The 15,054-nt window shown below is 57.9% G+C and carries 12 protein-coding genes; 7 read left to right on the top strand and 5 right to left on the bottom strand.

Going from position 1 to position 15,054, the window contains the following annotated elements; all coding sequences use genetic code 11:
• Positions 1–171: 171 nt before the first annotated feature.
• The 3 genes from infB to rimP form a co-directional block, all read right to left on the bottom strand.
• Positions 172–3,318, bottom strand: coding sequence for a translation initiation factor IF-2 (infB, locus tag GSQ86_RS09430; RefSeq protein WP_158749703.1), 3,147 nt, complete (start codon positions 3,316–3,318; stop codon positions 172–174).
• Between the two features lie 143 nt (positions 3,319–3,461).
• The gene (nusA, locus tag GSQ86_RS09425) at positions 3,462–5,111 is read right to left on the bottom strand and encodes a transcription termination factor NusA (RefSeq protein ID WP_158749702.1); all 1,650 of its coding nucleotides are present in this window, start codon (positions 5,109–5,111) and stop codon (positions 3,462–3,464) included.
• Between the two features lie 40 nt (positions 5,112–5,151).
• A complete protein-coding gene (gene rimP, locus GSQ86_RS09420) occupies positions 5,152–5,727 on the bottom strand; it encodes a ribosome maturation factor RimP (RefSeq protein ID WP_158749701.1) in 576 nt (191 codons plus the stop codon).
• Between the two features lie 204 nt (positions 5,728–5,931).
• On the opposite strand from rimP, the gene GSQ86_RS09415 reads away from it, so the two are divergent.
• The 4 genes from GSQ86_RS09415 to GSQ86_RS09400 all read left to right on the top strand — a co-directional run bounded on the left by GSQ86_RS09415 (position 5,932) and on the right by GSQ86_RS09400 (position 8,545).
• Positions 5,932–6,204: a hypothetical protein gene (locus tag GSQ86_RS09415; RefSeq protein ID WP_158749700.1), complete on the top strand. Its 273-nt coding sequence runs from the start codon at positions 5,932–5,934 to the stop codon at positions 6,202–6,204.
• Between the two features lie 86 nt (positions 6,205–6,290).
• Complete coding sequence (locus GSQ86_RS09410; RefSeq protein WP_158749699.1) at positions 6,291–7,280, top strand: radical SAM protein; 990 nt, start codon at positions 6,291–6,293, stop codon at positions 7,278–7,280.
• Positions 7,281–8,006, top strand: coding sequence for a class II aldolase/adducin family protein (locus tag GSQ86_RS09405; protein WP_254062269.1), 726 nt, complete (start codon positions 7,281–7,283; stop codon positions 8,004–8,006).
• A gap of 62 nt (positions 8,007–8,068) precedes the next feature.
• Entirely contained in the window at positions 8,069–8,545 is a 477-nt protein-coding gene (locus GSQ86_RS09400; protein WP_254062268.1) for a DinB family protein, read from the top strand.
• A 6-nt stretch (positions 8,546–8,551) separates the two neighbouring features.
• Here the strand turns inward: GSQ86_RS09400 and GSQ86_RS09395 are convergent, their stop codons facing one another.
• Both GSQ86_RS09395 and GSQ86_RS09390 read right to left on the bottom strand, forming a co-directional pair.
• Positions 8,552–9,199 (bottom strand): hypothetical protein, encoded by a 648-nt coding sequence (locus GSQ86_RS09395; RefSeq protein WP_158749698.1) that lies wholly within the window; start codon positions 9,197–9,199, stop codon positions 8,552–8,554.
• A 7-nt stretch (positions 9,200–9,206) separates the two neighbouring features.
• A complete protein-coding gene (locus tag GSQ86_RS09390) occupies positions 9,207–9,914 on the bottom strand; it encodes a hypothetical protein (protein WP_158749697.1) in 708 nt (235 codons plus the stop codon).
• Between the two features lie 167 nt (positions 9,915–10,081).
• On the opposite strand from GSQ86_RS09390, the gene guaB reads away from it, so the two are divergent.
• The 3 genes from guaB to GSQ86_RS09375 all read left to right on the top strand — a co-directional run bounded on the left by guaB (position 10,082) and on the right by GSQ86_RS09375 (position 15,004).
• Positions 10,082–11,605 carry an IMP dehydrogenase gene (gene guaB, locus GSQ86_RS09385; RefSeq protein WP_158749696.1) on the top strand — a complete coding sequence of 508 codons (1,524 nt, stop codon included), beginning with the start codon at positions 10,082–10,084 and terminating at the stop codon, positions 11,603–11,605.
• A gap of 103 nt (positions 11,606–11,708) precedes the next feature.
• Positions 11,709–13,358, top strand: coding sequence for a carboxypeptidase-like regulatory domain-containing protein (locus tag GSQ86_RS09380; protein ID WP_158749695.1), 1,650 nt, complete (start codon positions 11,709–11,711; stop codon positions 13,356–13,358).
• 11 nt (positions 13,359–13,369) lie between these two features.
• The gene (locus GSQ86_RS09375) at positions 13,370–15,004 is read left to right on the top strand and encodes a carboxypeptidase regulatory-like domain-containing protein (RefSeq protein ID WP_158749694.1); all 1,635 of its coding nucleotides are present in this window, start codon (positions 13,370–13,372) and stop codon (positions 15,002–15,004) included.
• Positions 15,005–15,054 lie beyond the last annotated feature (50 nt).

Below are 15,054 nucleotides of genomic sequence, written 5' to 3'. Positions count from 1 at the left end.
GAAGCACCGGGCTTCAGCCCGGTGAATACGAGCTTCATCCTGAAGGGCTTTAGCCCTGGGCTGTTCCCTGCGCCCGGTTTCTGAAAACCGCTTTAAGCACAGGATAACGGCATAACAAAAAGGGCGTGCGGATGACCGCACGCCCTTTGTTTTTGATTCAACGATGAAAGACTAGCTGGCGGTCAACTCTGCCGCGACCTTCTCAGTAACGAAGGCTTCGATAGTGTCGCCTTCCTTGATGTCGCTGAAGTTCGACAGCCCAACGCCGCACTCCATACCGTTGGTGACTTCCTTCGCATCGTCCTTGAAGCGCTTGAGCGAAGTCAGCTTGCCCTTGTAGACCTGCGCTCCATCGCGCATCAGGCGGACTTCCGCATCACGCCGCAGCACGCCATCGAGAACACGGCAACCGGCGATCGTGCCAACCTTCGGAATTCTGAAGACGTTGAGCACTTCGGCGCGGCCAAGGTAATTCTCCTTGAAGACCGGCTCGAGCAAGCCCAGCATGGCCTTGCGAATCTCGTCCTGCAGCTCGTAGATGATCGAGTGCAGACGAATTTCCACGCCTTCCTGCTCGGCCAGATCGGCCACCTTGCGCTCGGGGCGAACGTTGAAGCCAATGACGATGGCGTTCGATGCCGAAGCCAGCAGCACATCGCTTTCCGTGATCGCGCCCACGCCGGAGTGGATGACCTTGATGCGCACCTTCTCGGTCGACATCTTCTGCAGCGAATCGGCCAGCACTTCGACCGAACCGGTGACATCGCCCTTGAGGATGAGCGGCAGCTCCTTCATGCCGGCCTGCTTGATCTGCTCGGCCAGGCCTTCAAGAGAAACGCGTGAGGACTTCGCCAGCTGCGCCTCGCGCTCCTTCATCCTGCGGTACTGCGCAATACCCTTGGCCTTATCGCGGTCAGCGGTGACGAGGAACGTGTCGCCCGCATCGGGCATGCTTTCGAGGCCAAGAATTTCGACCGGCGTCGAGGGCCCGGCTTCTTCAATGGCGCGTCCGCGATCATCGAACATGGCGCGGATTTTGCCGAAAGTATTGCCGACGATGAAGCTGTCCTGGTTGCGAAGCGTTCCGTTCTGCACTAGGACGGAGGCGACAGCACCGCGTCCGCGGTCGAGTTTTGCTTCGATGACCGTACCAACAGCCGAGCGTCCCGGCGTTGCCTTCAGGTTGCCGAGATCGGCGACGAGGCAGATCATTTCGAGCAGCAGGTCAAGGTTCTGGCGCTTCTTTGCAGAGACATCGACGAAGACCGTCGAACCGCCCCAGTCTTCGGGAACGAGTCCGCGATCGCCTAGCTGCTTCTTCACGCGGTCGGGATTTGCATCTGGCTTGTCGATCTTGTTGACGGCCACAATGATCGGCACATTGGCCGCTTTAGCGTGGTCGATCGCTTCGAGTGTCTGCGGCATGACGCCGTCGTCGGCGGCGACCACGATGACAACAATGTCCGTAACCTTGGCGCCGCGTGCACGCATGCGGGTGAAGGCTTCGTGACCCGGCGTATCGAGGAAGACGATTTCGCGGCCAAATGCCGGAGAATCCTGCTTGCCGATGCGTACCTTGTACGCACCGATGTGCTGCGTGATGCCGCCGGCTTCGCCGCCAGCTACATCCGTCTCGCGGATGGCGTCGAGCAACGAGGTCTTTCCGTGATCGACGTGGCCCATGACGGTGACAACGGGAGGACGCGATACTTCGAGTTCGTCCGGGTTCTCCTGCTGAAGCATGCTCTCGATGGCTTCGTTGGCCATCTGATCTTCAAAGGTGATGAACTGCGTGTCCGCGCCGAACTGGTGCGACACATCCTTCACCAGCTCCGCATCGAGCGACTGGTTGACGGTAACGAAGACGCCGCGCATCAGCAAGGTCGCGATGAGATCTTTTCCGCGAACGCCGAGCTTTTCCGCCAGATCCTTCACGCTGATGCCTTCCGTCACGGTAATCGTGCGGGTGATCGGCAACGGCTCCGAGGGAACCTGCGCACCGCCGAAACGTGATGGCGGCGCAAAGCCCTTCATCGGGCCTTCCTTGGTCTTCGGATACTGCTGACGGCCACGGCGCTGCTGTCCACCTGGACGCTGCGGACGCGGTGCCTCACCTGGAGGCGGAACTAAACCGGGTGCTCCACCTGGACCGGGACGCGGGCCGCCAAAACCGGGGCGAGCGCCGAAGCCCGGACGCTGACCAAAGCCGGGACGCGCTCCACCTGGAGCTCCGCTGGGCTGGGTGCGCGTCGGGTGCATGGGACGGCGTCCACCGGGGAACTGTCCCGGAGGACCTCCTTGGGGTCGCGGCCCACCCGGCCCACCCGGCCCACCGCCGGGGCGGCGATCAAAAATTGGCCGACCGCGTTGCAAGCCACCCTGTGGTTGGCTGCCGGGCGCTGGTGGTGGAGGCGGCGGAGGTGGCGGTGGCGCGGTATAGACCGGGCGCGGGCCAGTCTGCGGCATAATCACGCGACGGGCGGGTGTAACCGGGGCAGTTGGGAGTGCCGGCGCAGCTGCCTTTGAAGGAGACGGTGTCGCTGCTTGCGGAGCGGCAGCAACTTGCCCGTAAGCCACCGGAGCCGACGGTGTCGGAGAGGTAGCGGCAGGCGACGGTGCTGATGGTGCCGCAGAGACTACAGTGGGTGCCGCTGGAGTAGCGATTGTCGGAGCGGCAGAAACTGGCGTAGCGGGCGGCTTCACCGCAACCGGAATTCCCGGCACAGCAGCCGCAATCGCCGGTTTCGCCTCAGTGGGAGGAACTGCTGACGGCTTGGCAACAACCGGACCCGCCGGGGGCTTGGCGGCAATTGCCGGAGCGGGAGGAGTCTGGGGTACGATGGCCGGTGCGGGACGCGGCAGGGGCACAATTCTGCGAGGCGCAGGCTTTGCGGCATCCACCGGAGGCGTCTGCTGCGCTGGCGCAGGAACAACCGGCGGCCTCGGGGGAGCAGGCGCTGTCACGGGAGCCGTTGTGACTGCGGGTCTGGTAGGTGCCACCGGAGGAGCGGGCGGCCGGCTCGCTGCGAGCGCTTCCTGTTCCTTGCGCTCTTGTATAGCCTTCAACACATCGCCTGGCTTCGATACGCGAGACCAGTCAATCTTTGGCTTATCGGCATCGCCGCGGGAGGTGTTCGCACCGCCGCCAGTCTTACCGCCACGGTTAAAGTGTGCACGCACACGCTCGGCCTCATCCCCCTCCAGTGAACTGGAGTGGGTCTTCTTCTCGGTTACGCCGACATCGGTCAATACGTCAAGAATCGCCCTGCTCTTAACTTCGAGTTCGCGCGCTAAATCGTTGATTCGAACTTTGCTCATCCGCCCCTTTTGCTTCTTTCCCAAGCGCTCAGCTGTTCATAGCAACCTCATGCCGATGGGAGTCAATCCTGTTTGTATTATCCCCTGAAATGGTGCGATATGCGCCCCCCATCTCAGGCCAATTCGTTTGCTGGCGGCGCATATTACGCGCCGCCCTCGTCATTCTTTCCGTTTTCGACTGCTTCATCCTTCGGCTCGTCGACGTTGCCTTCCAATACCGCATTGCTATCTGAATTCGGATGGTGCTCGGCTAATATTTCGCTGGTGTCTTCGCGGCCGGGAACGATGGCTTCAGCGCCTTCATCTTCCAGCGCGGGGCCATCTTCCGTGACCTCGGCCAACCGCTCTTCCGCCAACTCATCGTCGATCAACCCGGAACCGTCTTCGCTGGGCCGCTCTTCGCCAGCCTGCGTCAGATCCTGCTCGAGCGCGTCGATCTCTTCTTCCGCCTGGGCATCGGCGATGTGTTTCGCTTCGGCCAGACTGGGTTCCGCAGAGGCAGGTCGCTCTTCGCCTTCTTCGTACTGTCCAAAGTAGTGGCGTACCGCTGTTCCGATCTTTTCCAGGGTCTTTTCTCCAATTCCCGGGATCTCTTCCAGCTGTTCCGGCGTCATGTCGGCCAATCCTTCGACCGTAGTCACACCAGCCGCGACCAGCTTCTGGATGATCGATTCACCCAGTTCGCTGACCTGTTCGATCGGTGTGGACGGGCCGCCAGACATGGCCTGCATCTGCTGCTCGACTTCCTGGCGCTTCTCTTCCTCGCTCTTGATATCGATCTTCCAACCCAGGAGTTTCGCGGCAAGGCGAACGTTCTGGCCCTTCTTGCCAATAGCCAGCGAGAGCTGCGTGTCATCGACGATGACCTCCAGCTGCTTGTCGCCGAGGTCCGTAATGCTGACACGACTTACCTTGGCGGGTTGCAACGCCTTTTCGGCGAAGGTTGTGATCTCTTCGCTGAACTCGATGATGTCGATCTTTTCGCCGCGCAATTCACGGATGATCGACTGCACGCGCATGCCTTTCATGCCCACGCAGGCGCCGACGGGATCGACGTCCTTGTCGCGTGACATGACAGCGATTTTGGTGCGCTCACCAGCTTCGCGGGCAACGGCGCGGATCATGACCGTACCGTCGTAAATTTCAGGTACTTCACTCTGGAAAAGGTTCTGCACCAGCTCCGGCGCGGCGCGGGAGACGATTACCTGCGGGCCCTTGGCGGCGCGATCCACGCGCTGCAGAACGACGCGCACGCGCTCGCCTACGGCAAACTGCTCCAGCCGGGACTGCTCACGTTTGGGCATGCGTGCTTCCGCCTTGCCCAGGTCAAAGATCACATCCTGTGGCTCAAGGCGCTTTACCGTTGCATTGATCACTTCATTGACGCGGTGGTTATATTCCTGGAAAACCGTGTCTCGTTCCGCTTCGCGGACTTTCTGGAAAATGACCTGCTTGGCCATCTGCGCGGCAATACGGCCGAGCACATCGGTAGGCTTGTAATAGCGAATTTCGCCGCCCACTTCGACTTCAGGCGCAAGTTCGCGTGCCTGCTCGAGAGCGATCTGGTTCACCGGGTCTTCAATCTGCTCCGGCGCTTCCACTACCGTTTTGTAGACATAAGCGCGAATCTCGCCGCTTTCCTTGTCCAGCTCGGCGCGCATGTTTTCCTGCGTCTTGTAGTACTTGCGGGTCGCCAGCGCGATCGCATCTTCCACCGCGTTTACGACGACGCCGGGGTCGATGCCTTTATCACGGCTCAACGCCTCAATGCTCTGATACAGCTGACTTGCCATAGCTCTCTCTTTCCCTCTCCCTGGCGATGACGCGATCGCCTCAAATTTCGGGGACGAGGTTGGCTTTCTCAATGTTGGCGAATTCAATCTCGACGGTCTCGTTCGCCGAATTCTTTTTTTTGCCCTTCTGCCGTACCGCGGACAGATCGAGCGCTATCGCATGCTCTTTTACTTCTGTGAGCCTGCCCTGCCAGTGGCGGTTGCCCGCGACCGGGTCAAAGGTCTGCAACTTTACCATGCTGCCGGCAAAACGTCGGTAATCCGTTTCGCCGTAAAGCTTGCGATCCAGGCCCGGTGAGGAAACTTCCAGCGTGTACTCGGAGCCGGGAATCAATTCTTCGACATCGAGGACAGTGCCAAAGTCCTGGCTGAACACCTGGCAGTCATCGTGGGTGATGCCGGCCAGCTGATCAGTCCCGATCCCAGCAGGTACCGGTGTCTCCGAATCCGTACTTTTTTCAGCTAATTTTGTGCGTTCAGCTGCGTTTTTCTCGATAAAAACACGCAAAATGCGATGCTTTCCGCCGCCTTGATGCTCGAGTTCGACCACATCAAGGCCGTGCGAAGCGGCTACGCGCTGCGCGGTGGCGCGAATTTGGTCCAGATTCAAGGCCATATGCGATTGAATTTTGCAGCAAAAGAAAAGTGGGCTTTCGCCCACTCATTCCTTCCGTGCCCCGGCTGATTCACGACAGGCACGGACAAACTCGTCTGCTATTTCAGAATACTCCTCTTCCACCACGATTTCAAACAGAAGGCTGGAAGCAATTCTTTCTCTAGGGTTTGCAATCCCCGGCAAAGGCATCTACCATCGAGCCAGATGGCGCGAATCCTCACCATCGCCGTGGCTCTGCTCTGTGTAATCTGTGTGCTCGCGCTGTGTATCGCCCCTTCCGTCGATATCCCCCAGACCGTTCTCAAATCGCTCCAGGTGATCGCTCTTTTGATCTTCAGCCTGGTTGCCGGCACACTTTTGCTGGCCGATCTGGTGCGTTTGGCCTTTCTTGTCCGTAGTTTAGAAGACAACCGCGTAGTTGCTTCTATCCTGGGCCCTTTACTTCCTCTCGAGATAAGCTGCGTCCAGCAGTGCTAATTCTCTGCATTTCTTGTCGATTTCGTTGCGTCCTGGTTAAACGTCGATAAAAATGGCTTCCCCAAATGGGAGCATCAGAGGAATACATGAAGGCACAAGAACTGCTCCACTCCTGGTCCACCATCCTCAGCGGTCGAAAGCCTCTGATGTCCATTGAAATCACAAGAGAATGCCCCCTGCGCTGCCCCGGATGCTACGCCTACGATGACGCCCATCTGGGCGGAAACGGCGTTACTCTCCGCGTTCTCTCCGACTACAAACAGGATGAACTGGTCGTACGGATGCTCGCTCTTGTCGACGAACATCGCCCTCTCCACGTGTCCATCGTCGGGGGCGATCCCATGGTCCGTTACAGGGAACTAGAAAAAATCTTGCCAGAACTCGATGAGCGCGGTATTCATGTTCAGCTTGTAACTAGCGCGTTTCGCCCGATCCCAATGCATTGGACGAAGTTCACTCGACTCAACGTCGTGGTTTCCATCGATGGACTTCAACCCGATCACGATGAACGGCGCAAACCTGCTACTTACGAACGTATTTTGAAGAATATCCAGGGCAGCAGGGTGACGATTCACAGCACCATTACCGGCCAGATGATGAAGCGCGAAGGCTATTTTGAGGAATTTCTTGCCTTCTGGAGCAAGATACCGGAGATTAAACGCATCTGGATGAGTATTTTTACGCCCCAGCATGGCGCTGTAGGACCGGAAATTCTGACACCTGAAGAGCGCGTCCGGGTCATTGGAGAGTTGGGCAAGCTGCGCACCCGCTTCCCCGTGCTCGATATGAGCGAGAGGGTGCTGCGCGAATTTCTCCATCCACCTAAATCTCCCGACGAGTGCATCTTTGCTCGCACCACCGAGATCGTCTCCGCCGATCTTAAGACCCGCGTCACTCCCTGCCAGTTCGGCGGCAATCCTGACTGCTCGCAATGCGGCTGCATGGCATCGATGGGATTAGCGGCGGTAGGACATCTCGAAATCGGCGGTATCGGCCTAGGTAAGATCTTTCGCGCCTCCGAACGTATCGGCAGGGGCGTAGATAAGCTCAGAAATTCTCAAAAAGAGGTTGCGTAAATGACGTCCCAGCCTGCAATGACTCTCATGGAAACAGCTGCTCCGGCTCGTCAGGGCTCAGTCGTCAACATTGAGCGATCGGAACGTGAACTCCGACGGCAGCTGACTCGCTTCTCCAAATGGATGTATCGGCTGGGTTTTGCTCCTGGCACCTCAGGCAACCTCTCGGTGCGGCTTGATGAGGAAAGCATCCTGGCGACGCCGACCGGCTGCAGCAAATACCTGCTGCGTCCTTCGGACATGGTGATCGCCAATCTCAACGGCAAACTGCTTTCGGGCACACGCAATGTCACGAGCGAAATCGGTATGCATGTGGCGGTATATGCTGCCCGCCCGGATGTGCAGGCAGTCGTTCATGCCCACCCACCGATTGCAACGGCGTTCGCCTCCTGCGGAATGGCACTCGACCAACCATTGTGCGCGGAGCTGCTGATGACTCTCGGCAAGATTCCCCTTGCGTCCTATGCCACGACCGGGACAGACGAAGTGGGCGCAAGCCTGGAGCCTTACCTGCTCGATCATGATGCGATTCTGATGGCCAACCATGGGCTTGTTACCTATGGCCAGGACCTTCTCGACGCATTCATGAAGCTCGAAACCACGGAGCATTTTGCGCAGGTGTGTCTGGCCGCTCATCAACTGGGCTGCGCGACTCCGCTGGGCGAAGAAGCAATCGGCAAGCTGCAGCAAGCGCGTCTACGCTACCGTTCGAATTGCAGGATGTAATCCGGCCACAAAGACTGCTTTGAAAGTGTGTTACAACGGGGTAACCCACTCAGGCGGTGACTGTGCTGAATCCTTACGCAACATTTCTCGGTGACCGGGACCCGCAGGAAGTGCTCTCTTCCACTGCGGCAAGACTGGCTGAGTTCTACAAACAATTGGGACCCACGGGACTGGAAAAGTCTCCGGCGCCCGGCAAGTGGAGCCCGCGCGAAATCTTTGCGCACCTCGCCGATTGCGAAATCGCCTTTGCCTTTCGCCTGCGGCAGACGCTGGCGGAAGACAATCATGTCATCCAACCCTTCGATCAGGAGCACTGGGCACGCACGTATGCGTCGTATGATGCCAGCGCGGCAGTCGCCACTTTTTCAGCAGTGCGCCGCTGGAATCTTTCGCTCATCCACGGTCTGTCCGACGACGATCGCGGCAAAACTGTGAATCATCCAGAACGCGGACCGATGACTTTTGCCACAATTGTGGAGACGATGGCTGGTCATGATTTGAACCATCTGCAACAGCTGGAGAAGATACAACAGGCGTGATGAGGATCACTCCTGCACGACGTTCACATCGCCGATGCCCACAGTAGCGTGCAATTTATAGGGACCCTGCAATGAGATGCGCTTCGTGGCTGGAAAAAATCCATCGGAGCTCTGCCGGGAAATGGCGTCCCTCGCATCACCGATCTTTGTGCCGGTAGTGATTTCGTTGTATTTCGCTCCGTCGGTGACACCCACAACCAGATCACCGATGCCGACGTGCAATTCTTTATTCCCCTCAATTCCCTTTACCGACAGATCGCCGATGCCGAGATCGAGCTTTAGATTGGTTTGCGCGGGAAGACTGATGGTGACACTCGCGCCCTGATGGTTGCCTTCATGCTTCGGCAACTTCAAATCGATCGTGGCACGGTCGCCTGCGACATCGAAACGATGCACCCACGATTGCACGGTTGCGTCGTCGTAGAACGAACGCGGGTCGATGGTGAGGCGAATCGTCTTTTCGTCGTCGCTGTGCACCACGTGTACCTCACCGACATTCATCTGCATGACCAGGGTGCCGTTTGCAGGAAGGCTCTTGCTCACTACGAATGGCGCCGGTTTGGGCAAGTCAAGTTTCTGTCGCGGCGCCGTCTCCTGCGCGTGCAAAGCGCCTGCGCCAGCAAGAATGATGACCGACAAAGCTGCAAATTTCATAGTGCCTCTATTCCTGCGAGATATCCATGCTGCCCATGCCGACATTGACTTCAAGCGTGCCGTCGCCTGCGCCGCTGTAGTTTCTGCTGACGATAAAATGCCCGTCGTGGCCACCGGGGCGGTGATCATGCAATGAGCCCATGCCGATATTTACCTGCATGCTTGCATAGCTTTTGTCGCCTTCAACCAATAGCTTGGCGTGACCATAGCCGACGTTGATGTTGCGCTGTCCCGCGCTGCCAATCGCGTTGAAATTCAGATCGCCCTTGCCGAGGTTGAACTCGCTGTTCAATCCTTTGTTCATCGGAACGGTCAGCGTGACCACAGCGTGAGAGCCGTTCGGAAACTTCAGGTGAATCGCGGCATTGTCTGGCGTAACAACCAGCTTCTGAATGTACTCGGGAGCGGGGCTGGCGGTTTTCTCTTCCAATTCGACGGAGAGCTTCAGATCTTTGGCATCGGGTCGTGTAAGCACCCGCAACTGTGCATTGCAGACGTTTACGCTCAGTGTGCCAGCTCCCGAGAATGTTCGCGCAATTTCAAGATGGCGGGCGTCGAGCACATCTCCTGGCTGTTGCTGAAACTCGCGGTTCGTTACCGGTTCGCCATTGCAGTTCGAATCGTCCGCCCGAAGCGCCGTACAAGAGGCCAGCAGGGCAACAGCCAGCAAACATAACGTCCGGCGGATCAATACATAAGGGATGCGTTGGGCCATTTCGGCTCCTGATTTTCGTTCACTGGAGATACGGTTCGAGACAGGGCGCGGTTCCCCTAAAGTTTGCCCAGTTTCCACAACCCCACTACAATCGTAGGAACCATTTAGGAAATTGCCGTATACCCGGCCTCTAGCCCGCGAAGAAGCATCTTCGCACACGGAACACAATGATCGAACATCCCGTCCCCGAAGCCTTAACGTTTGACGACGTTTTGCTGGTACCCGCCTATAGTGAAGTTGTTCCTGCACTGGTAAGCACACAAACCAAGCTCACCAACCGTATCCTGTTGAATACACCGCTTTTAAGCGCTGCGATGGACACCGTGACCGAGTCGCGTCTCGCGATCGCCATGGCGCAGCAGGGCGGTATCGGCATCGTGCATCGCAACCTGACTATCGAACAGCAGGCCGGGGAGATCGATAAGGTAAAGCGCTCGGAAAGCGGCATGATCGTCGATCCGGTGACGATCACTCCCGACCAGCTCATCTCAGACGCGCTGGATGTGATGCGGAAGTACAAAATTTCGGGCGTGCCGGTAACGAAGGATCGCAAACTGGTGGGTATTCTTACCAACCGCGACCTTCGTTTTGAAACACGCACCGATATTCCTATTGCCGACGTGATGACGAAAGAGAACCTCATCACGGTTCCGGTGGGGACCACATTGGAAGAGGCCGAGCTGATTCTGCACAAACACCGCGTGGAAAAGCTTCTCGTCGTCAACGACCAGTACGAGCTCAAGGGCCTCATCACTGTTAAGGACATCCAGAAGAAGCTGAAATATCCGAGTGCTGCGAAAGACGATCAGGGCCGCCTGCGTGTAGGCGCTGCCATTGGTGCAACCGGCGACTTTCTGGAACGCGCCGCTGCTCTGGTGCAGAACCGCGTCGATGTGCTGTCAATCGATTCCGCCCACGGGCATTCTTCGCGCGTGCTCGAAGCCGTCCGCGAGGTCAAAAAGCGCTTTCCTGACGTAGATTTGCTTGCCGGAAATATTGCCACCTATGAAGGCGCAAAGGCGCTGATTGACGCTGGCGCGGACGGCCTCAAGGTCGGCATCGGTCCCGGATCCATTTGCACCACGCGCATGGTTACAGGCGCAGGCATGCCGCAGATCACTGCCATCAGCGAAGCCTACAAAGCTGGCCGCGAGCACAATGTTCCCGTGATCGCCGACGGCGGCATCAAGTATTCCGGCGACGTGGCCAAGGCGATTGCTGCAGGCGCCAGCAGCGTGATGATCGGTTCGCTTTTCGCGGGCGTGGACGAGAGCCCCGGCGAAACCATTCTTTACCAGGGACGGTCATTCAAGGCCTATCGCGGCATGGGATCGCTCTCCGCTATGTCACAGGGATCGGGCGAGCGTTATTTTCAGAGCAGCCGTGATCTTGAAGAAGCTCCGGCGAGCACCGAAGGGGTGGTCGCGCGGGAGCGCAACGGCCAGAACCGCCTGGCGAAGTTCGTTCCGGAAGGCATCGAGGGTCGCGTGCCGCATCGTGGACCGCTGGAAGCGATGGTTTATCAACTGGTTGGCGGACTGCGCTCCGGCATGGGCTATTTGGGTTGCGCAACCATTGAGGAGCTGCAGACGAAGTCGCGCTTTATCCGCATATCGAACGCTGGCCTGCGTGAAAGTCATGTCCACGATGTCATCATTACCCGCGAGGCCCCGAACTACCACGTCGAGTAATCCGGATGACTTCTCAAACTCTACAGCGTCTGAAGATCATCTTCAGGCGCTGTTTGCTTTCCGGCATAATTTTCATCATCGGAGCGTGAAGCCTTTTCGCATCATGGGCCGTCTTTCAGCCGTGTTGATACTTCGTCTGCTGCTATGCCTCTCGCTGTGCTGCCTGCCCCTGGCGGCTCAGGATGATGCTGCACCGCAACAACAGCAGACATATCCGGTGCGCGGAATTGTCATCAATAAATTCTCGGGGCAGCCGATTGCCCGCGCGCTGGTTACGATGCAGGGGCAGTCCTCCGATGCAGTGTTTACGGACAGCGAGGGGCACTTTGAGTTTCCACATGTTCCCGCTGGCTCCTGTCTTCTGACGGTCATGCGTCCCGGCTTTACCGGTTCCGCATCGGGGAGCCAGCAGGAGACGCAACATGTGCAGGCTGGCCCCAACGCGGAAGACGCGACCCTCGCACTTCTGCCTACCGGCGCGATCAGCGGCCAGATCACGCTCTCCACTTCCGATTCGGCTGAGAACATTCAGGTCCACCTGCTGAAAAAAGATATCCAGAATGGCCGCTCATTCTGGCAGCAGGGGCAGAGCCGCATGACGAACAGTGACGGTGGCTTTTTCTTCGGCAACCTGGAGCCCGGGGCCTATCGCGTCTACACGTCTGGTTCAGTCGATCCGGATCCGGAACCGATGGGAGACCATCCGCATTGGGGATATCCGCCTGAGTATTTCCCCGGCGGGGCGGATTCAAGCGGAGACGCAGCTCTCACAGTGCGCCCCGGACAGCATCTTCAGGCGGATATGCTGCTGACGCACGAGCCTTTTTATTCTGTAACCGTTTCAGTTTCAAATAGCGGGCGAGGTGCGAATGTGCAGATATACGACCTCGCTGGGCACCCTCTGCCCTATCCTTCGCGATACAACCAGCGCGACCGGGATGTGCATTTGAATCTGCCTAAAGGCATATACCGGTTGGAGGGAGAGTCGTTTGGATTGACGCCTCAATTCGGCAACGCGCAGATCACGGTGCAAAATGGGCCTGTAAGCGCAGGTCTGGTGCTGCTTCCTCTCAATTCGATCCCTGTGACTATCCACCGTGAATTTACAAACCAGAATCACACTACGGTGACTTTTGCTGACGGCAACCCGCCAGAGTGGTTCTCAGCGGGAGTCAATCTGACGCTGCAGCGTATCAGCGGAAACGTAGCCAACTTTGCAGGCGGCAATCTGCGTCACGCGCCCAACAGCACGGACAGCTCGGCTTTTATTCTTGAAAATGTTCGTCCCGGCAGCTACTGGGTGCAGACCAACAGCTTCCAGGGCTACGTCGCTTCTATCACCAGCGGCGGAGTCGATCTTACGCAGCAACCGTTGGTTGTGGGCCCAGGCGGCTCGTCGTCGCCCATTGACATTACGCTTCGCGACGATGGAGCCACTCTGAGCATCGCACTGCAACAGCCTGCGGGAACGGCTGGAAACGCCGAGCCTACGGCATATGTCTCCCTTATTCCCGAGTCTTCTGTAGCTGCGCAGGTGCCGCAAAACATGCGCATCACACAGGCGACGCAGATATCGAATCTACCTCCGGGATCCTATCGGGTGATCGCATTTGATGCACCACAACAACTGGACCTCAGCAGCCAGGATGCCGTTCGCGCACTGGTAGGCAAGGGTCAGACGGTCACTCTTGCCGCAGGAGCTTCAGCGCAGATCACGCTAGATATCACCGCCGCAAATGGTGGGAGCCAATGATCCGGATTGGCATGAGGCATCTTCTGCTCGCCTGTTGCGCGGCGATTGCGTGCTGCATCGGCGCGACCGCGCAGACATCCAGCAGTATTACGGGAAAAGCGGTGAATGCAGCTACCGGCTCGCCGCTCTCCCACGCTACCGTGTCACTGGAGCAGGCAAAGGACGGTTCTCTGTTCGCCTCTGTCACAACTGACGAAAACGGGAACTTTCAGTTCCTCCGTATACCTGCTGACAGATACATTCTGTGTGGCTCGCACCGCGGCTATATTACGACTGCCTATGATGCGCATGATAATTTCACGACGGCGCTGGTGACAGGCGCAGGTCAGGATTGCTGCGCGAATCTTCAACTGAAGCTGGTTCCTGGCGGTGTTATCGCCGGAACTGTGGCGGAAGATACCGGAGATCCGGTTGGACATGGAGTGGTTACACTTTACCGCGACAGCAATCGCACCGGCGAAGAGCGTGTACAACGAGTACGCGCGGCGAATGTAGACGAATCCGGAGCCTATGAATTTGCCGGTCTGGAGCCGGGGAATTACTTTGTGTCTGCAACCGGGCAGACCTGGTATTCGGTGCGTGCACGAATCCGCTCTATGGCTGCAAATCGAGACTCGACGGGTGGGAATACCAGCCTGACCCTTTCACCTATGGACCTTGTCTACGCGACGGAGTTCTATCCGGACACAACAGATGAAAAATCTGCCGCACCAATTCCAATCAAAGGCGGAGAACACTTAGTCATTAATTTCTCGCTGCACCCCATCCCTGCCTTGCACTTGACGGTGCAGACACCGCAGACGCCGGAGGGCGGACGATCCGGATTCTCTATGCCTCCGATCGAGCACCAAGTCTTCGGGCTAACCGAACCGCTTATCTTCTCGCCATTCATCGGGGCTCGGCGAGGAATGGAAATCAGCGTGCCTCCGGGCCAATATGAGTTGCGCGTACCTGAAAGAGATGGCAATCCCGGCAAAGTCGTTACTGTCGATGCGAGTACGGATCAGGCAATCGATCTTTCTACCGGCTCGGCGCTGGCGGACGTTTCGGGCAAGCTGGCACCAGCTTCCGGTGGTACGTTGCCAGATAATCTGTTCGTCTCCCTAGTGACGCTAGAGGATCGTGTCAGCGGTGGCACCCGACTCGAAAACGATGGCGGCTTCACCATCCACGGCGTTGCGCCGGGTGTCTACCGGTTGAATATCGCAGGCGGCGGCAAGCGTTTTCACGTATCAAAGATGATGGCAAATGGCGCACAGATTGGACATCGCCAGATAACGATCGGCAGCGGTTCGGCAACGCTGGCGGCAACTATCTATGAAGACCTCGGGCTGTCCGTCTCAGGCTTTGCCAAGCAAAACGGCGTCGTTACACCCGGAGCGATGATCGTCTTGATGCCGGCCGATCCGGTGCGCGACCGCGATTATTTCCGCCGCGCTCAATCCGATTCCGACGGTAACTTCGTGCTGAAGAATGTCGAACCGGGAAAGTACACTGTCGTCGCCATTCAGGATGGTTGGTCACTCGACTGGGCACAGCCGGATGTGATCCGGCATTACGCGCAGCGAGGACAGCAGGTCAGCATCACCGAGCAGAATCCACAGACGACCCAGTTGAGCGAAGCGCTGGAAGTCCAGCCCAAATAAAAACGCACCTCAGTATCGAGGTGCGTCGTGTCCGCGAACTTACGAGCGGA

It is taken from the genome of Acidobacterium sp. S8 (genome assembly GCF_009765985.1).
In the GTDB taxonomy this organism is placed as follows: domain Bacteria; phylum Acidobacteriota; class Terriglobia; order Terriglobales; family Acidobacteriaceae; genus Alloacidobacterium.
The sequence above is the reverse complement of the archived record's forward strand: the minus strand, read 5'-3'. Positions and strand labels throughout refer to the sequence as shown.

Bases quoted from the DNA above. Each gene is read 5' to 3' on its own strand.
- GSQ86_RS09380 (WP_158749695.1), top strand. From the start codon at position 11,709: ATGGGCCGTCTTTCAGCCGTGTTGATACTTCGTCTGCTGCTATGCCTC.
- GSQ86_RS09405 (WP_254062269.1), top strand. From the start codon at position 7,281: ATGACGTCCCAGCCTGCAATGACTCTCATGGAAACAGCTGCTCCGGCT.
- GSQ86_RS09410 (WP_158749699.1), top strand. From the start codon at position 6,291: ATGAAGGCACAAGAACTGCTCCACTCCTGGTCCACCATCCTCAGCGGT.
- GSQ86_RS09375 (WP_158749694.1), top strand. From the start codon at position 13,370: ATGAGGCATCTTCTGCTCGCCTGTTGCGCGGCGATTGCGTGCTGCATC.
- GSQ86_RS09415 (WP_158749700.1), top strand. From the start codon at position 5,932: ATGGCGCGAATCCTCACCATCGCCGTGGCTCTGCTCTGTGTAATCTGT.
- GSQ86_RS09390 (WP_158749697.1), bottom strand. From the start codon at position 9,914: ATGGCCCAACGCATCCCTTATGTATTGATCCGCCGGACGTTATGTTTG.
- infB (WP_158749703.1), bottom strand. From the start codon at position 3,318: ATGAGCAAAGTTCGAATCAACGATTTAGCGCGCGAACTCGAAGTTAAG.
- rimP (WP_158749701.1), bottom strand. From the start codon at position 5,727: ATGGCCTTGAATCTGGACCAAATTCGCGCCACCGCGCAGCGCGTAGCC.
- guaB (WP_158749696.1), top strand. From the start codon at position 10,082: ATGATCGAACATCCCGTCCCCGAAGCCTTAACGTTTGACGACGTTTTG.
- GSQ86_RS09395 (WP_158749698.1), bottom strand. From the start codon at position 9,199: ATGAAATTTGCAGCTTTGTCGGTCATCATTCTTGCTGGCGCAGGCGCT.
- nusA (WP_158749702.1), bottom strand. From the start codon at position 5,111: ATGGCAAGTCAGCTGTATCAGAGCATTGAGGCGTTGAGCCGTGATAAA.